This window comes from Kosakonia quasisacchari (assembly GCF_004331415.1).
Taxonomy (GTDB): Bacteria; Pseudomonadota; Gammaproteobacteria; order Enterobacterales; family Enterobacteriaceae; genus Kosakonia; species Kosakonia quasisacchari.
The window spans coordinates 1-22,201 of sequence record NZ_SJOP01000006.1 but is presented as its reverse complement, the minus strand read 5'-3'; the positions used below and the strand labels follow the sequence as shown (position 1 = coordinate 22,201).

Below are 22,201 nucleotides of genomic sequence, written 5' to 3'. Positions count from 1 at the left end.
CGGATCGCCGGACATTTATGGTAAAGTCTGGCGCTTGTGCGGCATCACCCGGCTGGAGTGGAGTCTGACGAAAAGTTATGGGATGATGATGCCGTTTTTCAGGGGGCAGGATGGGTAAACTAACGCTGCTATTGCTGGCTTTACTGGTCTGGCTACAGTATTCGCTGTGGTTCGGCAAGAATGGTCTGCATGATTACGGCCGCGTCAGCGAAGATGTGGCGGCACAGCAGGCGACTAACGCTAAATTAAAATCGCGTAACGATCAGCTTTTCGCCGAAATTGACGATCTCAATGGCGGCCAGGAAGCGATTGAGGAACGCGCTCGCAACGAATTAACGATGACCAAGCCGGGCGAAACATTTTATCGTCTGGTGCCGGACGCCTCAAAGCGCGCGTCGGGCTCAGCGCAAAACACGCAAAATACACAAAATACGCAGAACAGACCTTAAATAATCCCGGACTCACGACATGTCAGCAATGATCCCGGACGTCTGTGCCGTGGTGCCGGCCGCCGGATTTGGCCGCCGCATGCAAACGGAATGTCCTAAGCAATATCTCTCCATCGGTGATAAAACCATTCTTGAGCACGCGGTTGCCGCGTTGCTCGCCCATCCGCGCGTTAGCCGCGTGATTATCGCGGTCAGCCCTGGCGATGAACGTTTCGCGCAATTACCCCTTGCTGACCATCCGCAAATCACCGTGGTGAATGGCGGCGCAGAGCGTGCAGATTCCGTACTGGCAGGCTTGCATGCCGCCTCCGGCGCACAGTGGGTGCTGGTGCATGATGCCGCGCGGCCTTGTCTGCATCAGGATGATTTAAACCGCTTGCTGGCGCTGAGTGAAACCAGCCGCGTAGGTGGAATTCTTGCCGCCCCGGTGCGCGACACTATGAAGCGCGCTGAACCCGGTAAAACCGCAATTGCTCACACCGTTGAGCGCAATGACTTATGGCATGCGCTAACACCGCAGTTTTTCCCGCTGCCGCTGCTGCACGACTGCCTGACCCGCGCGCTGAATGAAGGCGCTTTGATTACTGATGAAGCTTCTGCGCTGGAGTATTGTGGTTTTCACCCGGAGCTGGTCGCCGGACGTGCGGATAATATTAAAGTCACCCGACCCGAAGATTTACGACTTGCAGAATTCTACTTGACCCATGCAGACCTCCAGGAGAAAGCATAATGCGTATTGGACACGGTTTTGACGTACACGCCTTTGGAGGCGTTGGCCCGATTATCATTGGCGGTGTGCGCATTCCCTTCGAAAAAGGCCTGCTGGCTCACTCCGATGGTGATGTTGCGCTGCATGCGTTAACTGACGCACTGCTGGGTGCGGCGGCGCTTGGCGATATTGGCAAACTGTTCCCGGATACCGATCCGGCGTTCAAAGGAGCAGACAGCCGCGCGCTGCTGCGTGAAGCCTGGCGGCGCATTCAGGCTAAAGGCTATACGCTTGGTAACGTCGATGTCACCATCATCGCGCAGGCACCGAAAATGTTGCCGCATATTCCGCAGATGCGCGTATTTATCGCTGAAGATCTCGGCTGCCATATGGATGATGTCAACGTCAAAGCCACCACCACCGAGAAACTTGGCTTTACCGGTCGCGGCGAAGGTATCGCCTGTGAGGCTGTCGCGCTGTTGTTGAAGGCGGCGAAATGACAGAGTTTGATAACTTGACATTTTTGCACGGCAAACCGGCGGCAAGTGGCGTTCTGAAAGCCAACCCGGAAGATTTCGTCGTGGTGGAAGATCTTGGCTTTGAGCCTGATGGCGAAGGCGAGCATATTCTGGTACGCATCCTGAAAAACGGCTGCAACACGCGTTTTGTGGCTGATGCGCTGGCAAAATTCCTTAAAATTCAGGCGCGTGAAGTGAGTTTCGCCGGGCAAAAAGATAAACACGCTGTCACTGAACAGTGGTTGTGCGCCCGCGTGCCGGGTAATGCAATGCCCGATCTCAGCGCATTTCAGCTTGAGGGCTGCAAAGTGCTGGAATACGCCCGCCACAAGCGCAAGCTGCGTCTCGGTGCGCTCCAGGGCAATGCGTTTACGCTGGTGCTGCGCGAGGTAAGCGACCGTGCGGATGTTGAGGCGCGTTTGCAGGCCATCGTGGAGAAAGGTGTACCGAATTATTTCGGCGCTCAGCGCTTTGGCATCGGCGGCAGCAACCTGCAAGGCGCATTTCGCTGGGCGCAGAGCGATGCGCCAGTGCGCGATCGTAATAAGCGCAGTTTTTGGTTGTCGGCAGCGCGCAGCGCGTTGTTTAATCAAATCGTCAGTGAACGGTTGAAAAAAAAAGACTTTAATCAAGTTGTTGACGGCGATGCGCTACAATTAGCGGGGCGCGGCAGCTGGTTTGTTGCAACCCTTGCAGAGCAGGCGGAACTGCAAACGCGCGTTGAGGCAAAAGCGCTGATGATTACCGCGTCGCTACCGGGTAGCGGTGAGTGGGGCACGCAGCGCGACGCGCTGGCGTTTGAACAACAGGCGGTTGCTGATGCGCCTGAATTACAAGCTTTGCTGGTGCGGGAGAAAGTCGAAGCAGCGCGCCGCGCGATGCTGCTCTACCCGCAAAAGTTGTGCTGGAACTGGTGGGATGACGTCACCGTCGAATTACGGTTCTGGCTTCCAGCGGGCAGTTTTGCCACCAGTGTCGTCAGGGAACTTATCAACACATCGGGTGATTATGCGAATATTGCTGAGTAACGATGACGGGATCCACGCGCCAGGTATCCAGACGCTGGCAAAGGCTCTTAGAGAGTTTGCCGACGTTCAGGTCGTCGCTCCCGATCGTAACCGCAGCGGTGCGTCTAATTCACTGACGCTTGAATCCTCGCTTCGTACTTTTACCTTTGAAAACGGCGATATCGCCGTCCAAATGGGCACGCCGACCGATTGCGTTTTTCTGGGCGTTAACGCGCTGATGCGTCCGCGCCCGGATGTGGTGGTGTCTGGCATTAATGCCGGGCCGAACCTTGGCGATGATGTTATCTATTCCGGTACGGTTGCTGCCGCGATGGAGGGGCGCCACTTGGGATTCCCGGCGCTGGCGGTGTCGCTTAACGGGCATACGCATTATGAAACCGCCGCAGCAGTAACCTGTTCGATCTTACGTGCTTTAAACCGCGAACCGCTGCGAACCGGCCGTATTTTGAATATTAACGTCCCGGATCTGCCGCTGGATGAGATCAAAGGCATTCGCGTTACGCGCTGTGGTAGCCGCCATCCGGCGGATCAGGTGATTCCACAGCAAGATCCGCGCGGTAACACTCTCTATTGGATTGGCCCGCCTGGCGAGAAATGCGATGCCGGGCCGGATACCGATTTCGCTGCCGTTGATGAAGGCTATGTTTCCGTGACGCCGCTGCATGTGGATTTAACCGCTTACAGCGCGCATGATGTGGTGTCGGGTTGGTTGGATCGTGCCGGGGTGGACAGGCAATGGTAAGCAAACGCGTACAAGATCTTCTCAATCAATTACGCGCGCAGGGCATTAAAAACGAGCAGGTGCTTGAGGCGTTGTCGCAAGTGCCGCGCGAGAAATTTATCGACGAGGCGTTTGAACACAAAGCGTGGGATAACGTCGCGTTACCTATTGGTCAAGGGCAAACCATTTCGCAACCCTATATGGTGGCGCGAATGACCGAGCTGCTGGAGCTGACGCCAGCCTCGCGGGTGCTGGAAATTGGCACCGGTTCGGGGTATCAGACCGCGATTTTGGCGCGTCTGGTGCATCATGTTTGCTCGGTTGAACGCATCAAAGGGCTGCAATGGCAGGCGCGTCGCCGCCTGAAGCAGCTTGATTTGCATAATGTTTCTACTCGTCACGGTGATGGCTGGCAGGGGTGGCAAGCTCGTGCGCCGTTTGACGCCATTATCGTGACCGCTGCACCGCCGGAAATCCCGGCTGCACTGATGTCGCAGCTTGATGACGGCGGTATTCTCGTTTTGCCCGTGGGCGATGAACTCCAGCATTTAAAGCGGGTTCGTCGGCGGGGAAGCGAATTCATTATCGATACCGTTGAAGCCGTACGCTTTGTTCCGCTGGTGAAAGGCGAGCTGGCCTGAGAAACAGAGTTTTCCTGGGTTTTTCAGGCAATAACAGCGTATGGTGAGCACATTTGCCGTAAACGTTCGCGGTTATCTTTAAGTCATTGGTAATTTACATATTGTTGGGGGATAAATGAGCGCGGGAAGCCCAAAATTAACCGTAAGCCGTGTGGCGGCATTGTCGCTGGTTTCACTTTGGCTGGCAGGGTGTTCAAATTCCACTAATGCTCCGGCCCCGGTCAGTTCCGTTGGCGGCATGAAGAGCGCCAGCAGTAATAATTCCAGTTCCGGTATGTTAATCACGCCGCCGCCAAAACTTGGTACGTCCGCGCAACAACCGCAAATTCAGCCGGTACAGCGTCCTGCCGTTCAGCCGACGCAGATCCAGCCTGTCGCACAACAGCCAGTTCAGACGATGAATGGTCATATCGTCTATAACCGCCAGTATGGCAATATTCCGAAAGGCAGCTACACCGGCGGCAGCACATACACCGTTAAGCGTGGCGATACGCTGTTTTATATCGCGTGGATCACCGGGAACGATTTCCGTGATCTCGCGCAGCGTAATAATGTTGCCGCGCCGTACAGTCTGGAAGTCGGGCAAACATTACAGGTTGGCAACGCATCCGGTACGCCAATTACTGGTGGTAACGCCATAACTCGGGCTGATGCTTCTGCGCAAGGAATCGTCTCAAAACCTGCGCAAAATTCAACCGTAGTGGTTGCTTCGAAACCGACAATTACGTATTCTGAGGATTCAGGTGAACAAAGTGCTAACAAAATGTTGCCGAACAATAAGCCTGCGACGATCGTCACAGCGCCTGTTACGGCTCCTTCTGTAAGCTCAACCGAACCGACTGCCAGCAGTACATCAACCAGCTCGCCGATTGCTTCATGGCGCTGGCCGACTGAGGGCAACGTTATCGACAACTTCTCTGCGACCGAAGGTGGCAATAAAGGTGTCGATATTGCGGGCAGTAAAGGACAGGCTATCGTCGCGACCGCAGATGGGCGCGTTGTATATGCCGGTAACGCACTGCGCGGTTACGGTAATTTGATCATCATAAAACACAACGATGATTACCTGAGTGCCTACGCCCATAACGACACAATGCTGGTCCGGGAACAACAAGAAGTTAAGGCGGGGCAAAAAATCGCTACCATGGGTAGCACCGGAACCAGTTCTACACGCTTGCATTTTGAAATTCGTTACAAGGGGAAATCCGTAAACCCGCTGCGTTATTTGCCGCAGCGATAAATCGGTGCAAAGTGGATGAAGTGCTCCCCATTTGAGCTGTTGCAGCGTGCGCAGATGCCGCTGCAGCCGGCGAAATGAGTAGTCTTCAGGTGCTTTGCCCAGGGATCACGGGTAGGAGCCACCTTATGAGTCAGAATACGCTGAAAGTTCATGATTTAAATGAAGACGCGGAATTTGATGAGAACGGAGTAGAGGCTTTTGATGAGAAAGCCTTAGTAGAAGAGGAACCCAGTGATAACGACCTGGCTGAAGAGGAGCTGTTGTCGCAGGGTGCCACCCAGCGTGTTTTAGACGCGACTCAGCTGTACCTTGGGGAAATTGGGTACTCCCCACTCTTAACGGCCGAAGAAGAAGTCTATTTCGCACGCCGTGCGCTACGTGGTGATGTAGCCTCTCGCCGTCGCATGATCGAAAGTAACCTGCGTCTGGTGGTGAAAATTGCCCGTCGTTATAGCAATCGTGGTCTGGCGCTGTTGGATCTGATTGAAGAGGGTAATCTTGGGCTGATCCGCGCCGTTGAGAAATTTGACCCGGAACGCGGGTTCCGTTTCTCAACGTATGCCACCTGGTGGATCCGTCAGACTATTGAACGGGCAATCATGAACCAAACCCGTACTATTCGTCTGCCAATCCACATTGTTAAAGAGCTGAACGTCTATCTGCGTACTGCACGCGAGTTGTCCCATAAGCTGGACCACGAACCGAGCGCAGAAGAGATTGCCGAACAGCTGGATAAGCCTGTTGATGATGTCAGCCGCATGCTGCGTCTCAACGAGCGCATTACCTCAGTTGATACGCCGCTGGGCGGTGATTCTGAAAAAGCGCTGCTGGATATTCTGGCCGATGAGAAAGACAACGGTCCGGAAGACACCACGCAAGACGATGATATGAAACAAAGCATCGTAAAATGGCTGTTCGAACTGAACGCCAAACAGCGTGAAGTGCTGGCGCGTCGTTTCGGTCTGCTGGGTTATGAAGCGGCGACACTGGAAGATGTGGGCCGTGAAATTGGTCTCACGCGTGAACGTGTTCGCCAGATTCAGGTTGAAGGTCTGCGTCGTCTGCGTGAAATCCTGCAGACACAGGGGCTGAATATCGAAGCGCTGTTCCGCGAATAAGCATCATTTCACGACAAAAAGGCCGCTCGCAGATGACGCGGCCTTTTTTCTTTGCTTGTTGCCGTTACGTTGCCTGAGCCGTCTCATGCAAATGACGCCACAACACGCGCCCTTGCTGTAATTGAAACACCACCGTTGACCAGCGCACATGCTCGCCTTGCGTTTCCCGGTAACTTATTACCGCACCCGCATCCCACTCCGCCAGCGGTTCGATGTTATCGACAACAATCTTCAGCCCCGCACGGCCACCGCGTTGCTCCTGGAAAAAACCGGCAAGCGCCGCGTAGTCCAAAGATGTGCCGGAAAGCGTCACCATGGAAAAGTTTTCGGCAAAGCGTGCCATCAGTGCCTCCAGCTCACCTTCACCCTGGCTGAGCCAGTTTTCGATGGCGATATGTGCCTCCATAATTTCACTGATATAGGGCTTCATGGTTTCTCCTGATGCAGATAGTGCAGTGTTTGTTGGTTATTCAGCCGCAGGGCGGCCACCAGCGGTAACAAGGAAAAGGCGGCGGCGGTAATAAACGTGCCGCGCCAGGCCAGTAAGGGGGGAAACAGATGCTGTAACGTGCTCAATACGAACGCCAGCAAGGTTGTCCCGAGGAAAAAACTCAGTTGCCGGTTAAGATTCCACAGCGCGCTGGCATCGGGCATCTCATGATGGGTAATCGTCAAGAAGGCACTGCTTTGCGCGGTGCTGCTGCACAAACTCCCACCTGCACCCATCAGCGTAAATGCCGCGATAGCGACACTGGCAGGCGTCTGTGGCGTAACCCCCGTCAACATCAGGATCCCAACAGCCTGCAATAAACAGCCAGTGATGATTAATGGTCGCGGGCCAAGGCGGTTGAAATAACGGCCGCTAAAACAGATCGCGGCGAAAGACGCCAGCGACCACGGGATCATTAACGCGCCGGTCATTGCGGGCGACATCCCGGCGATGCGCTGCAAATAAAACATGCCTACCACACTCACACCGATGAACATCCCCGGCACGCAGAGATAAATCAGCATAGCGAAGCGCAGCAGCGAATTGCGCAGTAAGGATAGGTGCAGCAGCCGCGACGACCCGCTTGCCACTGGCTCGTCTTTTAGCCAGATGCACGCGAGCAGCAGCGTTAACAGCGCAACAGGCAGCGTGGCGAAAAAAATCCAGCGCCAACTAAAAGACTGTACCAGCACACCACCGATCGCCGGCGAGCAGGCGGGAGCCAGCAGCGCGACCAGCATCACAGCGGATGAGACTTTGGCGCGTTCATGGGGTTTAAATTGCTGCCAGGTTAACGCTTGCCCCACCGGTATCAGCAGCCCGCCGCCCATGCCTTGCAGCACACGCCAGAAAATGAGGTTCCCGGCAGAGTTGGCGCAGCCTGCCGCCATCGCCGCCGTGCTGAATACAATCAGTGAAAAGATAAAGATCCGTCGTGCGCCAAAGCGTCTGGTTAGCCGCGCACTAAACGGGATCGCCAGCGTTAAACCGGCGATATACCCGTTGCTGACCCATGCCAGCGTAGAAACAGAAGCTTGCAAGCTAACCGCCATCGCCGGAAACGCCACGCTGGCAATAAACATGTTGATTAAGTCTAGAAAAAAGCCCAGCAGATACACCACCACGACCTTGTTGCGATACACCATTTTCTATCCTCCAGTGTGGAGGCGTAATGTAGCGGGGCGATGGGGCGGGATAAACGGTGTGTCGGGCGATATACTGTCAAAATTATTTTTACAATGATGGAAACCCGATGCTCAATTTATCGCGTATGGCTATCTTTGTTGCCGTGGTCGATACCGGCAGTTTCACCGCAGCCGCCGCCGCGCTTGGGCAAACGAAAGCAGTGGTCAGCTTCAATATCCGCCAACTGGAAAACGAACTTGGCGTCACCTTATTGCTGCGCTCAACGCGGCGGTTAACGCTAACCGATGCGGGCAGTTTGTTTTACCAGCGCGGTGTTGAGTTGCTCAACGCTGCAGAGACCTTGCAAGATGATGTCCGGGCGAGCCACGTCGGGTTATGCGGCGAGTTGCGGATCACCAGCACACCGGAGTATGGCGCAAAGGTTGTAGTGCCAGCGCTGGCGGCGTTTGCAAAGTTGCATCCTGGTTTGCGTATCCGCCATGTGGCGTCGTCTCAGCATAATGATTTGATTTCAGAACGTTTTGATGTGGCGATCCGCTTAGGATCGCTGGCAGATTCGCGCTATCACGCAGCATTGATCTCCCGCTTCGCGATTGTGCCAGTGGCAACGCCCGAATGGCTGAGCGCCCATCCTGTGACTTCGCTGCAATCGCTGGCACAAGCGGAGTGGATCATTCACGAGCGCTTAACCGCACCGCTGCGCTGGCAAGTTACCGATGCCCACGGGCACAGCGAAACGCTGGACATCACCACGCCTGCACGTTTATCCGCAGATAGCGCGCAAGCGTTAATGGAATTCGCGTTGGCCGGTTGCGGCGTGGCGTTGTTACCGCTGTGGCTGGTGCAAACGGCGCTGGGCAGTCACCAGCTTGTTCATCTGTTACCGGCATACCGCTTCGCACAGCAGGGCGTGTATGCCGTCTATGCGGATGCACCGCATCTTCCGGCCAAAGTCCGCGCGTTTGTTGATTTTTTGCGTGCTCGTCTGGCTTAGCGCTTAATGCATCGTTGCGCACTTAAACGGCCTGAAAACGCGGCATTCAAAATCTGCACGTAAATGGATCGGCACCGTCAATAAGGCGCGAAACATCCTATGTCCATCCAGGCGAGTGATCGCCGGTAAAAGGTGGCTGGGCGACGGTTCAGCCTGGTCATCGCGAACTGCGGCACCGTTCCAGACGAGCGTTTCGCATGACGTCGCAAGGTTTTGATACTGCACCGCCGGTGCCGGAAACGTCGCCGTGGCTGGCGAATAAGTGAAATTCCCTCTCCCGTTCAGGGAGAGGGAAGAGGTGTTACAGCAGGTTTTTCAGACGGTAGATCCACTCCAGCGCCTGGCGCGGCGTTAAGCTGTCCGGATCGAGGTTTTCCAGCGCTTCAACCGCCGGGTTTGTCTCTTCTGGTGCGGCCAGCAGTGACATTTGCGTGCCGTCGATCTGTGTGGCTGCCGCGCTCGGCGACAGGCTTTCCAGCTCGCGCAATTTACCGCGCGCCCGCTTGATCACCTCTTTGGGTACACCCGCCAGCGCGGCGACCGCCAGGCCGTAACTTTTGCTGGCCGCACCATCCTGCACGCTGTGCATAAAGGCAATCGTATCGCCGTGCTCCAGCGCATCGAGATGCACATTCGCCACGCCTTCCATTTTTTCCGGCAACTGAGTCAGCTCGAAATAGTGGGTGGCAAACAGCGTCAACGCTTTGATCTTATTCGCCAGATTCTCCGCACATGCCCACGCCAGCGACAGACCATCATACGTCGATGTCCCGCGGCCAATTTCGTCCATCAGTACCAGGCTGTTTTCCGTGGCGTTATGCAGGATGTTCGCGGTTTCGGTCATCTCCACCATAAATGTGGAGCGCCCGCTGGCCAGATCATCCGCTGCGCCGACGCGGGTAAAGATGCGATCGATTGGCCCGATCTCCACTTTTTGCGCCGGAACATAGCTGCCGATATAGGCCAGCAGAGCAATCAGCGCGGTCTGGCGCATATAGGTACTTTTACCGCCCATATTCGGGCCGGTGATGATCAACATCCGCCGCTGCGGCGACAGGTTCAGCGGGTTGGCGATAAACGGCTCTTTCAGCACTTGCTCAACCACCGGGTGACGCCCTTCGCTAATGCGAATGCCCGGTTTTTCGCTAAAGGTCGGGCAGCAGTAATTTAGGGTATAAGCACGTTCCGCCAGGTTGACCAGAACATCCAGTTCAGCCAGCGCCGAGGCGCTCTGCTGCAAATCCGCCAGATGCGGCATCAGCAGGTCGAACAGTTCGTCATAAAGCTGTTTTTCCAGCGCCAGCGCTTTGCCTTTTGAAGTCAGAACTTTGTCTTCGTACTCTTTCAGTTCCGGAATGATGTAGCGCTCAGCGTTTTTCAGCGTTTGGCGGCGGACATAATGAATCGGTGCCAGGTGGCTTTGCCCACGGCTGATCTGGATGAAGTAGCCGTGGACAGCGTTATAGCCCACTTTCAGCGTATCCAGCCCAAGCCGCTCACGTTCGCGGATCTCCAGTCGGTCGAGATAATCGGTCGCGCCATCAGCCAGCCCGCGCCACTCATCCAGCTCGGCGTTATAACCCGGCGCAATGACGCCGCCGTCGCGCACCAGTACCGGTGGCGCTTCAATGATGGCGCGCTCCAGCAGTTCGCGTAACTCGACAAACTCGCCCATTTTTTCACGCAGCGCCTGTACCGGTGCGCTGTCGATATCCGCCAGTTGGCTGCGCAGTTCCGGTAATTGCTGGAAAGCGTAACGCATACGCGCCAGATCGCGCGGACGGGCAGTACGCAGCGCGAGTCGCGCCAGAATACGCTCCAGATCGCCCACCTGGCGCAGCACCGGTTGTAGCTCGCCGGTGTGTTCCTGCAACGCGCTGATGGTTTGCTGGCGCTCGGTCAGCACTTTCGTATCGCGCACCGGCATATGTAGCCAGCGTTTGAGCATGCGGCTGCCCATTGGTGTAACGGTACAGTCGAGCACCGACGCCAGCGTGTTTTCGACACCGCCTGCCAGGTTCTGGGTGATCTCCAGATTTCGGCGCGTCGCGGCATCCATAATGATGGTGTCCTGCTGGCGCTCCATGGTGATGGAACGAATATGCGGCAGGGCGGTGCGCTGCGTGTCTTTCACATATTGCAGCAGGCAACCGGCGGCGCACAGGCCGCGCGGCGCGTTCTCGACGCCAAAACCGACCAGGTCGCGTGTGCCGAACTGCATATTCAACTGCTGGCGCGCGGTGTCGATTTCGAACTCCCACAGCGGGCGTCGGCGCAAACCACGGCGGCCTTCAATCAGCGCGGTTTCCGCAAAATCTTCCGCATAGAGCAATTCTGCCGGATTGGTGCGTTGCAGCTCGGCGGCCATCGTGTCGCGATCCGCTGGTTCACTAACGCGAAAACGCCCGGAACTGATATCCAGCGTTGCGTAGCCAAAGCCTTTGCTGTCCTGCCAGATGGCGGCGAGAAGGTTGTCCTGGCGCTCCTGCAACAGCGCTTCATCGCTGATGGTGCCGGGGGTGACAATGCGCACCACTTTGCGCTCTACCGGCCCTTTGCTGGTGGCCGGATCGCCGATCTGCTCGCAAATCGCCACCGATTCACCCAGGCTCACCAGCTTCGCCAGATAGTTTTCCACCGCATGATACGGCACCCCTGCCATCGGAATCGGCTCACCGGCAGACGCGCCGCGTTTGGTCAGCGAAATGTCCATCAGCTGCGAGGCGCGCTTAGCGTCGTCGTAAAACAGCTCGTAGAAGTCGCCCATACGGTAGAACAGCAGAATATCCGGGTGCTGTGCTTTCAGCTTCAGATACTGCTGCATCATTGGGGTATGGGCGTCGAAATTCTCTTGTGTACTCATCAGTTTATGATGTCCATTTTCTTAAATTTTAATGAGTTAGTGATATTTTTTGTTCTCATTGAGTTTCACTTTGTCTCATTGTATCTCATGAAATCCTACACTTAAATGTAGGTTAAAGTGTAGCTTGCCAACCTATAGCCTGGTAAAATATGGCTACTTACAGCACAACCTACATTTTTTTCATAAATGCGTAGGGAGCATGATAACGGAGTCTTTATGGCAGGAAAACAAGAGGCAAAGCCACTGTCGTTTAAAGCGATAGAAATGATGAAGCCAGGTGACAAAGATAAAGCTGATATTGGCGAAAATCGCGGTTTACGCGTCTCCTGCGGTGCAACTGGGGTTAAGTCTTTTTTCTACCGTTACACGAGCCCTGTGACTGGAAAACTTGCTCAGGTCAAAATTGGCAACTTCCCGCAGACTTCTCTCGCCGCTGCACGCCTTAAACTCAACGAATTAAAGCTTCTCCGTCAGGAAGGTCGGTGTCCTGCATCAGAACTCAAGCAGGAAAAACAACTTCGTGCAATCGAGGCTGAACAGGCCAAAGTACCTGAATTAACTGTGCAGGGATTAGTTGAGCTCTACCTGACTGAGCGCATTGAGGACCGCAAAACTAAGGATGGCAAAATCATTCCGGGAGCCCGGAAGAAGAAAGGCCAGGATGAAGTGCGCAGAACACTGTATGCCGATGCGGTAGATAAGCTGAGCGATCGTAATGCCGCTGAGATAACACGCAATGACGTGATTACGCTTATTAATGGCATTGTTGCCAGAGGCGCAAAAGTGCAAGCCGGTAACGTTCTAAGGGAGCTCTCATTGGCCTACGAGTTCGCTATTGGTCTGGGGCGTTTTGATGCCAGCTTTGCTAATCCCGCGCTGTTGGCAAAGTCCAGCCTCCGTCAGACTCGAATCAAGCTTACCAATAATCGTGGTACGCGTGTGCTGAGTGAAGCTGAGATTAAAAAGTTTCTCCAGTGGCTTCCGGGTTCTGCCTTTTCACCGACAATCAAAAACGTGCTTCGTCTGACCTTGTGGACGGGTTGCCGTACTGGAGAGGTCTGTAACATGGCGTGGAAGGATGTTGATCTGGAGAAGGGTACGATACACTTGCGCGAGACTAAAACAGGTGTTGAGCGTTATGTCCAGTTATCCACTCAAGCCGTAAACTTTCTTAAAGTGCTCCGCCTCAACTCGGATACCTACCTTTTCCCGTCTACACGAACAAGACGACCAATCCAGCAAAAGTATCTGACAGAGAATGCGTGGCGCTTACGTGAATCCGGCCAGATGTTAGATATACCGAGCTGGACACCGCATGATCTTCGGAGAACCGTCAGGACTGGGTTATCTCGGCTTAAGTGTCCTCGAGAGGTTGGTGAGGCGGTGCTTGGGCATACCAAAGGGGGCGTCGAAGGGATTTATAACCTTTATGAGTATGATGAGGAGTGCAAGAAGTGGTTGCAGGTTTGGGCAGATTATTTAGACAAAATTCAATTTATAAACTGTACTCATCAAAATGCTGTATCGATTTCAACTGGTTGATTTATAACAACAGACAAATTCCTATATTGATCATTGAGTTGCTGGTTGTTATTTTAAGTGTCAATTATGTATTATTTATTGCTTGTAGAGGAACAGTTATGAGATAAAATGTCTATAGATAACCTATTTGTATTGTTTTTGGTAAGTATTGTCTTGTATTTAAGGTCATCTTTGAATAAATTTGGTGATCATTAGTTTTCAACTTGTGTTTTAAGATTATTAAGTTATATGGTTTAGAGAGGTTTTATGAAAAGTGTATTAATAACGGATTTGGATAATACATTATTTGATTGGTTTACTATTTGGCATGCAAGTTTTAGTGCGATGTTAAACGAGGTTTCTAGGGTTAGTAATGTTCCAGTTAGTGAGTTAAAACCTCAAATAAAACAAATTCATCAAAAGCATGGTACTGCTGAGTATGCATTTGTTCTTGAGGAGATCCCTTCTTTAATAAAAAAGTATGGTGGGAGAGAGCAAATAAATAAAGCCCTTGATTCTGCAATTCATGCTTATAGAAGTGAAAGAAAAAAGCATCTTTTTCTTTATCCTACGGTGTTGGATACTTTATTGGAACTCAAGAGGTTAGGAGTTCTAATTATAGGATATACAGAGTCGAAGGAGTATTATTCTAATTATAGGGTGTCAAAGTTGAATTTAGATGGTGTCATTGATATTCTTTTTTCACCTGAAGATCATAGCATTCCTGCAGGCGTTCAGCCCCAAACATCATATAATTTAAATAAAACAGTCAATCGGCATACTCCTTATGGTGAGGTTAAGCCTAATCCGAAGATACTAAGAGAGATCATTTCATCTGTAAATGCTATGCCAGAGGATTGCGTTTACATAGGTGATAGCGAAATGAAAGATATTGCAATGGCTTTAGATGCTGGAGTTGATGCTGTTTTCGCAAAATATGGAAATAAACATTTCCTTTCTGGAACTGATTATAACTTACTTAGGGAAGTTACACATTGGACTGATGCTGAGGTAGAGAACGAAAGAAAAATAAAAGAAGAGAAAAAAGATGTTCATGCTGAATTTGTGATCGAGGAATTTTCGGAATTGCTTAACTTATTCGTATTCACGGAGTTTACCCGGAATGTCTAATATTGATGAAAGTCGGAAAAACGAAATAGAACTCTTAAAGATAAAGGTTGATATTTGGAAGCAAGTTGTCAATACACAACAGCACTTCAACGATTTGGCCATGAAAATACGAAATTTTGCGATTTTAATTTTATCAGCTTTCATTGGTGCGATAGGAGTAAGCTTCAAGTCGGGATTTGCATTTGTTGTTATGGGTCATTCAACATCCGTGGCTACAATACTATCATTTGGCGCTGCAATTATATGGATGTTATTTTTCTTTGTTGACGTATATTGGTATCATCCACTTTTAGTTGGTTCAGTTAAAAAAGGGATAGCAATTGAATCAAAGATAGGTGATGAATTGAAGGATTTTATTGATCTTACAAAAACTATAGGGAACGAAAGTCCAAAAGAGATAAAGTTTAGTTTTCGTAAGAAAGTGTACAAAAGAATAGAGTTGCATAGTAAGGATAAAGCAAAACTTTTCTATCTGGGTGTTTTCTATTTATTGTTGTTTTCAACGATTGTCTTATATTTTGTTGATTCTCCAGATGCAAAATCAAAAACTCTTTCAGATAAAAAACCTATCTCTGTTCAATGTATTAAAACAATAAGCGATAACAGTATTAGTTGCGATATTAATTATCTTTGAATTTTGGGGCTGTTTGAGGAGTGTTTTATAAAATTTACGATTTTTATTATTGGCAAGGTGGATATTTGCGCGTTGTTACGCAGCTTTGGTCCTTATAAGTTTGCCAGAACTTTTTTGTTTGTCAGGAAATTAAAATCTTAATTAATTAATTATTTATGATTTTCATGCAATTTTAAATGATGGTAAATGTTTTTTTGTAGGGCTGTTTTATTGGTTTTTCGTGTTGTTTAAATGTCAAAGGCGTGCATTCTGTACTTGCTTGCTAATGTTTTTTTTGAATGTAATAATTTTATTGGGTTGGTGTTGGTGATTTTTGTTTTTTTTGTTGGTTTAAATTATGTGAGGGTGTTTAAGGATTATGTGAGGTACACTTTTTATATGTTATACAAATTCAGATTATCATCTATATATTTAAATTGATTGGCTTAAACTACCTAAGTTAGATTGTAAGCACACCCGTTTTGGTTTCCCCCACTTTTTGGGAGTCCCGGTTTTTTGACGTTCTCCCAAAATCAGTGCGTGCTAAATCAGAGAGCTTCGCCTTTCTGGAGACTTCGGATAAATTCAGCCGCTCGCTTTAACGGATAGACTGGAATGGATGATATACCTTTTTCTACCAAACTGTGATATTGAGATTGGTTTTAGAAACATACTTTATTTCCCATGCTATTGCTTGAAAATCCACGGTACCTCCAACTGTTTGACGCGGGTGTATGCCGTGTGATTGGCAAACAAACGATTCCGGAAGAGTAAAGCCAGCAAAGGATAAATCCTTAATTGGTTTAGAGAAGCAATTTCGATGCTCTACGTTTGTATGATTAGGTTTCAGTCTTTTCTCGTTGCCGGATGAGCCTAACCCGGTATTTCTGTTTCCCGACGTCGCAAAGGGCATCCCTCTCAAGAGCTTGAGTACCTGCCGATGCGATCCTGCTAACACGAAAATACAAACAGTATCGGGATCTCCTCGTTTAATTTCCGAGAGTCGCAAAAAATCTTGAAAGATTTTTGATGGAGTACAATGCGTTGAATCTGCCCATTTGGCTTCTACGGCGATTTGGGCATTTCGTTTTGGTAGCCCTTTCCCATCAAGAACTAGAGCAAAGTCGAGCTCTCTATTACGGCCGGATTGAGCATTGGGATTTAATAGTTCGTGAGGGAAGTCTGCATGAACGCGTTCCCCCTTAACTCGGATTGGGAATGAGCTAAGCACTTGGCCCACGGCAGCCTTCAACGAACTTTCTGAAAACAATCCAGCTCTATAACAGCAAAATTCCATGTGTAGCCAACTACCAATGGCCTCGGAAAGGCGTCGTGCTATATGCATTTGCATGATGTATTCCATCTATGAGTGTTAGTAAAGTAACTGGTAAGCGGATGCAATTACCACAACCTAGCCCGCTCACTATTACTGCGACAAAAAACGCTGTCGTGAAATTCAATCGTCGACTAATCCTGATATTCAGGCGAACTGACCTGCTCCCCGTTGATTAATACACATCGATGTTAATAATGTCTTCATAAGCCACATGAGGACAAATCATTGCTCATTCAGGTAGGATCTTTTAGATAACGTCCTCTATATGCCATCCTTTAGATAGAAGCGCCTCACGTAGATCCTGAGAAATTCGACTTTCGTTCGCAGCAAGACATAACAATTTTGTCGGTCGAGACATTGCTACGTAAAGGTTACGCATTTGAACCTGCTGAGTTTTAGGTAGCTTTGAAATGTTTTTGGGCGCAGTCCCTGCAATATACTGTAGCCCCAGTGCAACATCGAATTTACGGCTGACCCCGCCATATGATTCAAGGATTAAAGATGCTGCATGAGTTTCGCCCTTCATACTTGCAACCGTACCGATTCCAATATCAAGGCTTTTTCCCTGAAAGTTAATTACATATTTGGTCGCGACAGAAGTGTTAAGTATTTTCTTTTCACCTTCATCTTCGAAAATGCTCAGCCGCTTAAATTTTTCTAGGCTTAGTGTTTCAGGAATATATGGCTTAAGTTGCGTGTAGAGCAGTTCTATCATTGTATCAAGCTGCCCCTCCGAACAAAGTTCCTCACCGGACAATGTAAGTAGCCTTGTTAACTTATCAAATGCTCCATTGGGCGTAACAGCCTTTGCAGCTCGTGGAAGCGCGCGTTCATCACGAATCTCGTGCGCAAACGATGCCCCAGCAGCACGCAGAACAAGCAATAGCGCTCTGCGAATGTCAGAAACTCGAGAACTTAAAGATGTTTCCTTCAAGGTCCCTTTACTATCCCCGACAAGACTCCAGAAACTTTCGGAGCGTATTCCTGTACTAAGTTTATCTCCGCCATAGGTTGGACAGTAATCAATAAGGTGACGGCCTGCGTCAACGTCGCTCTCACCGGTTTTGCGGGCGCTCATCGCCTTAATCTCGCGCACACCAAGGTTATCTTCACTCAATTGGTCAATAACAATTCGACCAAAGTGTTCAACCACTTTGGTAATACTATCCGGTTTGTATAACAACAGAACTGGGGAGTGGGCATTCTCGCCTTCACCAACAACGACTCCACCACTGACGCGGACACTCCCTACAGCGTGGGAAATTGCTTTCCCGAATCGCTTGCTAGTACTGATACATCCATACCCCGCTCGTGGAAATGTGAGTAGTTCAGCTTGTTCTTCATCAGAGAGAATCTTCTGATCGATATCTCCAAAACGTTGCATTACCGATTGACCATCGAAAATACGATTTAACAAGGACTCTTGATCCCAAGAGGTATCTTGCATCTCATCGATAAACACCATTGGGAAACGACGATGGACAACATCAATAAGCCTCGGGCAGGTATGGAGCGCTAGGTCAGCAAATGAAAACATGTCACGATATCGAAAAATGCCCTGGTTCGTCAGCATGTTTTTAAGAGTCATCAAAGATTCATATGATTTTGTGTGAGATGCGGGCAGGCTGCCGCTTTCAGCATGCACTTCTAGCTCTGCCGTCCTATAAAAAAGCGTAGTGGCAATATCTTCGCCATTCATCTGTTTCTCCAGATAAAAGCGAAGGCTTGAAAATTGCCTCGTCTGCAAAAGAGAGCGGACTTTGTCTGCAAACACTTGATCATCAATGACTTCAATTTCCACTCCTAGACTACGCAGTAAGGGCATTGCAAAGAAATAATTGACGAATCTATGAATAGTACCGATAAAATGGGGGTAGCTCAGAAGCTGAGCTCCTTCAACAGTTCCTGCCAGGCGATTTGCAATCTCATCGCGAGCAACATTAGTGTGACTTAAAACACATATGCCTCTTCGTGCATGAGGCCATTTCCTAGCCAGCAACAAAAGTTTTGCAGCAAGCAGCGATGTCTTCCCACTACCGGGTACTGCATTAAAATCACGCGATCCGTTTTCAAGTAGGGCAGAACGACGTTCAGCATCGTCGAAGTTCAGGTCACTGACTAGTGTCGTCAATTCGGCTAAGTCGTCTGGTGAGAGATGGACAGCACTCATTTTGGGTCCCCTAAATACCGTTTGTAGTCGCGTTAGCTGGAACGGTAGAACTTGCCTGTATGGTTGTTGCTGCCGGCGCCGCAGTTGAATCAGTCGATATGGTAGCTCCGGAAACAACCCCAGACCTCGCTGAGAATTTGGATTTTGGATCTATCGTCAGGTGTGATAGAGCAGTTTGCAGATACGGAGGTAGTTTATTGAACAGTTCGTCATCTTTGCCGTACGCACCTGTACAAACCAGAAAAGCTGCATACTGAGCTGCTATGGCTTTCGAAGCTTTTTTCTCTTGAAGAGGCTGATAAATAATTGCAGCGAGAGCTTCATCGGAATGACCCGCAACCTCTAATGCTAACCAGTTTTTTTCTGCTGCTGTAATTGTCTCAATTTCTTCGCTTTCTTCTAACCTTTCATCGCGAGACTTTGCTTTTACGGCAAGGGAAATGGCGAGGTACATCAGCTTTGCGCAACCATAGTGTGCAAGATCATATTCGAGTGTCCAACGATCAGATACGCAGACAATCGTATTTCCGCCTTCCGCACGGTCCTTCTTGCTTTGAACTACTTGCTTTATTTCCTCGACGTCATAATCAGAATCGAAGCGTTTACCCTTGGAGGGTTTTGAGACGTAGCTCTTCGCAACGTCAGGTACAATGTCCCGGTCTGTCAGGCATACGACCGGAATTGGGATATCAGCGCCGCTTCCTTCCCGCTGTAGAATTCGGGCGTAATGGTAAAGCCCTGTATTTCCTACGTTAACAATTGAGACACCATGCTTCGAGAATGAGCGACCACACATCTCTGCAATAGCCGGTAGTAAGATTGCTTCAGCAGGCCCTTCTACCATCATTACACCTCGTGCAAAAAAGAGGTTCGCCTTAGTTGCATCGATAAAACGGCGAAGAAAAGAATAATCGGTTCGTTTGAGTTTCGTTTTACCGACAGCCAAGGGAAAAGTCTGTGCCTTGTGCACCAATGTCATATCTTCAATGCGCGCGGTTGATACCAACGATGGGCTGTGTGTCGTCATAATGACCTGAACCCGCTTATGCGACTGATCATCATTAGAGTGCTCTTTCAATAAATCCATCACGCGTTCTTGCAATTGCGGATGGAGGTGAGCCTCCGGTTCCTCAACGAGAAGCAGGCCAAGTTCTTCGCCATCTCGTAGCAGCACCAGTTCAGTGGCCATAAACAATGCATTGTTGTATCCAAGACCACGAGCACAACGACTATCCGGATCTATCTGTGCTCCGGGAAGCAGCGACAGCTCGAACTTCTCCAGAATAGGTGCGAGCGCTAGATTTGGTGCGATACGGATGCGAGACTGAATTATATCTCCGGAAAACGCAAATTGACTCAAATAGTTGTCATTGATATCCCTTTCCACACTTTTGATGACTTGATGCTGGCCAAGGTGATACTGAGTGAATGCCATCAAACCGACTAGCCTCGTAGGGATGTTAGCTGGCATTGTTTGATCGAAGTCGTTTACTTCTTGGCCAGCAATCTGGTTATGTGCACTTAGAATCTGTGACAAACGTGATTGGCGACCTGAACTTAACTCTGCCTCAGCGTCGCGTAAGGGTTTTAAGTAGGTTGCCCGCACCAGTTCTCTTACCGCGTAACCTACTTCTGGACCACTGCCATTTAATCCGGTTCGAACAATTGTTTCAACACGTGGACGCTTAGTGGGTTGGGGCGGATGAAAGCGCGCCTCAAGATGTAGAATGAGCGAACAGGTGCCATCTTCCCCAAGTGTCAACCATTCAAGTACTGAGGCTTCCTGGTCGGCACTTAGCCCACATAAGGTAGCTTCGATACAAAGGGTATTAGAACGAGTTACACCATGAATATGAAAATCCTGCTCGAAGAGCCTAATGTTTTCATAACTGGTCGTCAGCAATACCTGACGGATTGCATCAATTATACAGGTCTTTCCTGCATCATTTTCTCCAACAAGGATGTTGAGACCCGGATTAAGCTCCCAGTCTAGTTCGGGTGCAGACACACTATCCCCAAAGGCACGATAGTTGCGTGCGCTGATGTGCTTCAAATACACGTTCTCTCCTTAGTAGGATGTTCTCATTACATGCATCGTGAATATAACGAAAGGATGGCATTACGTTCTGAGTTCCATTCGTTAAAGTGCCGGGCAATGAACTTTGACGCGCGGGATTCGCAGCAAAAAACCTACCATCGTTACATAGCGGAGGTTGTCTTCTCGCTCAGTTCCGCCGCCGGCGTGACTTATGATATGTGCAGCCTAAAAAGGAAGTCACATACAGGTAATAGCTATAACCAGTAACGCCTTTTGTTCATCCGCTCGGCTTTTTATGGTGTATAACATTGCGCCATTAACGCTAACCTTTTTGATTGATTTCAAGCCAGAGCGCATCATCCATTAAAATGACATATTCATTAGCCCTTTTTTATGATCGCGGCTGAAGATTTATCGATTCTTCCCTGCAAGTCATACTGGCAACTTAGCGATGTATTATTTAACGTCTCTTTGAAACCTGATTCTGAGTCTATCCTGACAATGCTTCATCAACAGAAACTCTCATGTATCCATTCTCCATCGTGTGGGGAAACGCTTAGCAAAACATCAGTAATATCGATATTGTGGGTGGTTTACAAATAGAAGGGCAAATCGTGACTTTTTATTCGCTGTTTTGAACAGGAAATGCATACATACAGTTGAAACAAACAGGACATTTTTTGAACCATGCCAGCAAATAGTGCACCAGACGTAACACCAGTTCTGCATTACCTTGGCCTAGAGCGACTATCGCGGCTTGGGAGGTTCTGATCCATACTGAACCTCCATTGTTCTGCAGTACTACTTACAAGCATTTACATGTACAAGTGTAAGCATCCAACTTATCTTTACCGTTTAAATATCATAAGCCATATACATTTATATAAAACTGCCCTTTGCCATCCTCTGTTTTCTGTACCCGGTACGTAATAGGCAATGAATCTTTCATGTTTGGTTTGGCAAATGTAAGGTCAGCCGCACACTGATAAACGTCAAGGTTTGACTCATGGCTTACCGTCCTGACGTTTTCTACCGTAATCTGCACATCCTTATCCAGCGTCATTCCTTTCTCTATCGTTTTCCTTGCTATATCAACGACCAGGTTCTTAGCGTCATCACTATTGCATTTTGGTGTCTTATCGCCACAGCCTACTATTAAACCCGCTCCAATCAGTACCAGAATTATATTTATTTTCATTTGTTGTTTCCCTTCAAATCAAAGTGCCGTTTTATTATTTTTTGCTGTATTGACCATCCATTGCGCCTGCTGCCGAAGCCCCGCAGTATCCTTCGCAACCACGAGTCATTACGCTGGTTTTCCCATTTTTCATTTCACTGAGCACGGCAACACACTGGCTGGAATTATCGTTCCAGACCCAACGGCGTTTCTGATTCTCGCCAGCAGCTATTTGTTGTGCCGTACCTTCCATGTTGCAGGTCCCTGATCCATCTTTGGCTGATGCATTGATGCTGAA

The 22,201-nt window shown here is 49.7% G+C and carries 20 protein-coding genes; 12 read left to right on the top strand and 8 right to left on the bottom strand.

What is annotated here, in order from left to right:
- Nucleotides 1-110: 110 nt before the first annotated feature.
- The 8 genes from ftsB to rpoS all read left to right on the top strand — a co-directional run bounded on the left by ftsB (nt 111) and on the right by rpoS (nt 6,424).
- Nucleotides 111-449, top strand: coding sequence for a cell division protein FtsB (ftsB, locus tag E0L21_RS07935; RefSeq protein WP_017457712.1), 339 nt, complete (start codon nt 111-113; stop codon nt 447-449).
- 19 nt (nt 450-468) lie between these two features.
- Nucleotides 469-1,179 carry a 2-C-methyl-D-erythritol 4-phosphate cytidylyltransferase gene (gene ispD, locus E0L21_RS07930; protein ID WP_131408307.1) on the top strand — a complete coding sequence of 237 codons (711 nt, stop codon included), beginning with the start codon at nt 469-471 and terminating at the stop codon, nt 1,177-1,179.
- Entirely contained in the window at nt 1,179-1,658 is a 480-nt protein-coding gene (gene ispF, locus E0L21_RS07925) for a 2-C-methyl-D-erythritol 2,4-cyclodiphosphate synthase (RefSeq protein WP_131408305.1), read from the top strand. The genes ispD and ispF overlap by 1 nt, the downstream gene beginning before the upstream one ends.
- The gene (gene truD, locus E0L21_RS07920) at nt 1,655-2,704 is read left to right on the top strand and encodes a tRNA pseudouridine(13) synthase TruD (protein ID WP_131408302.1); all 1,050 of its coding nucleotides are present in this window, start codon (nt 1,655-1,657) and stop codon (nt 2,702-2,704) included. The genes ispF and truD overlap by 4 nt, the downstream gene beginning before the upstream one ends.
- Nucleotides 2,685-3,446, top strand: coding sequence for a 5'/3'-nucleotidase SurE (gene surE, locus E0L21_RS07915; protein WP_131408300.1), 762 nt, complete (start codon nt 2,685-2,687; stop codon nt 3,444-3,446). The genes truD and surE overlap by 20 nt, the downstream gene beginning before the upstream one ends.
- Nucleotides 3,440-4,066, top strand: coding sequence for a protein-L-isoaspartate(D-aspartate) O-methyltransferase (locus E0L21_RS07910; RefSeq protein ID WP_017457717.1), 627 nt, complete (start codon nt 3,440-3,442; stop codon nt 4,064-4,066). Before surE ends, E0L21_RS07910 begins: the two co-directional genes overlap by 7 nt.
- 166 nt (nt 4,067-4,232) lie before the next feature.
- A complete protein-coding gene (gene nlpD, locus E0L21_RS07905; protein WP_235855210.1) occupies nt 4,233-5,306 on the top strand; it encodes a murein hydrolase activator NlpD in 1,074 nt (357 codons plus the stop codon).
- Between the two features lie 125 nt (nt 5,307-5,431).
- A complete protein-coding gene (gene rpoS, locus E0L21_RS07900) occupies nt 5,432-6,424 on the top strand; it encodes an RNA polymerase sigma factor RpoS (protein ID WP_002442472.1) in 993 nt (330 codons plus the stop codon).
- Between the two features lie 64 nt (nt 6,425-6,488).
- On the opposite strand, the gene E0L21_RS07895 is transcribed toward rpoS, so the two are convergent.
- A complete protein-coding gene (locus E0L21_RS07895; RefSeq protein ID WP_131408296.1) occupies nt 6,489-6,854 on the bottom strand; it encodes a DUF4440 domain-containing protein in 366 nt (121 codons plus the stop codon).
- Complete coding sequence (locus tag E0L21_RS07890) at nt 6,851-8,059, bottom strand: MFS transporter (protein WP_131408294.1); 1,209 nt, start codon at nt 8,057-8,059, stop codon at nt 6,851-6,853. The genes E0L21_RS07895 and E0L21_RS07890 overlap by 4 nt, the downstream gene beginning before the upstream one ends.
- A gap of 107 nt (nt 8,060-8,166) precedes the next feature.
- Between E0L21_RS07890 and E0L21_RS07885 the strand changes: the two genes are divergently transcribed.
- On the top strand, nt 8,167-9,054 hold the full coding sequence (locus tag E0L21_RS07885) for a LysR family transcriptional regulator (RefSeq protein WP_131408292.1): 888 nt from the start codon (nt 8,167-8,169) through the stop codon (nt 9,052-9,054).
- Between the two features lie 301 nt (nt 9,055-9,355).
- Here E0L21_RS07885 and mutS read toward each other — a convergent pair whose 3' ends face one another.
- Nucleotides 9,356-11,917: a DNA mismatch repair protein MutS gene (mutS, locus tag E0L21_RS07880; RefSeq protein WP_131408291.1), complete on the bottom strand. Its 2,562-nt coding sequence runs from the start codon at nt 11,915-11,917 to the stop codon at nt 9,356-9,358.
- A gap of 216 nt (nt 11,918-12,133) precedes the next feature.
- Here mutS and E0L21_RS07875 point away from each other — a divergent pair, with 216 nt between their 5' ends.
- The 3 genes from E0L21_RS07875 to E0L21_RS07865 all read left to right on the top strand — a co-directional run bounded on the left by E0L21_RS07875 (nt 12,134) and on the right by E0L21_RS07865 (nt 15,203).
- Nucleotides 12,134-13,459: a tyrosine-type recombinase/integrase gene (locus E0L21_RS07875; RefSeq protein ID WP_131408289.1), complete on the top strand. Its 1,326-nt coding sequence runs from the start codon at nt 12,134-12,136 to the stop codon at nt 13,457-13,459.
- A 246-nt stretch (nt 13,460-13,705) separates the two neighbouring features.
- Nucleotides 13,706-14,569, top strand: a complete 864-nt coding sequence (locus tag E0L21_RS07870; RefSeq protein WP_131408287.1) for an HAD family hydrolase — start codon at nt 13,706-13,708, stop codon at nt 14,567-14,569.
- Nucleotides 14,562-15,203, top strand: a complete 642-nt coding sequence (locus E0L21_RS07865) for a hypothetical protein (RefSeq protein ID WP_131408285.1) — start codon at nt 14,562-14,564, stop codon at nt 15,201-15,203. Before E0L21_RS07870 ends, E0L21_RS07865 begins: the two co-directional genes overlap by 8 nt.
- Nucleotides 15,204-15,816: 613 nt before the next feature.
- Here the strand turns inward: E0L21_RS07865 and E0L21_RS07860 are convergent.
- From E0L21_RS07860 to E0L21_RS07840, 5 genes are all read right to left on the bottom strand, one after another.
- Nucleotides 15,817-16,533: a hypothetical protein gene (locus E0L21_RS07860; protein ID WP_131408283.1), complete on the bottom strand. Its 717-nt coding sequence runs from the start codon at nt 16,531-16,533 to the stop codon at nt 15,817-15,819.
- A gap of 232 nt (nt 16,534-16,765) precedes the next feature.
- Nucleotides 16,766-18,688 carry a UvrD-helicase domain-containing protein gene (locus E0L21_RS07855; RefSeq protein WP_131408281.1) on the bottom strand — a complete coding sequence of 641 codons (1,923 nt, stop codon included), beginning with the start codon at nt 18,686-18,688 and terminating at the stop codon, nt 16,766-16,768.
- Between the two features lie 10 nt (nt 18,689-18,698).
- Nucleotides 18,699-20,747 carry an ATP-dependent nuclease gene (locus tag E0L21_RS07850; protein ID WP_131408280.1) on the bottom strand — a complete coding sequence of 683 codons (2,049 nt, stop codon included), beginning with the start codon at nt 20,745-20,747 and terminating at the stop codon, nt 18,699-18,701.
- 841 nt (nt 20,748-21,588) lie between these two features.
- Entirely contained in the window at nt 21,589-21,924 is a 336-nt protein-coding gene (locus E0L21_RS07845) for a hypothetical protein (protein ID WP_131408278.1), read from the bottom strand.
- Nucleotides 21,925-21,958: 34 nt separating this feature from the next.
- On the bottom strand, nt 21,959-22,201 hold a 243-nt coding region (locus tag E0L21_RS07840), incomplete at its 5' end, for an acyl-CoA dehydrogenase (protein ID WP_131408277.1).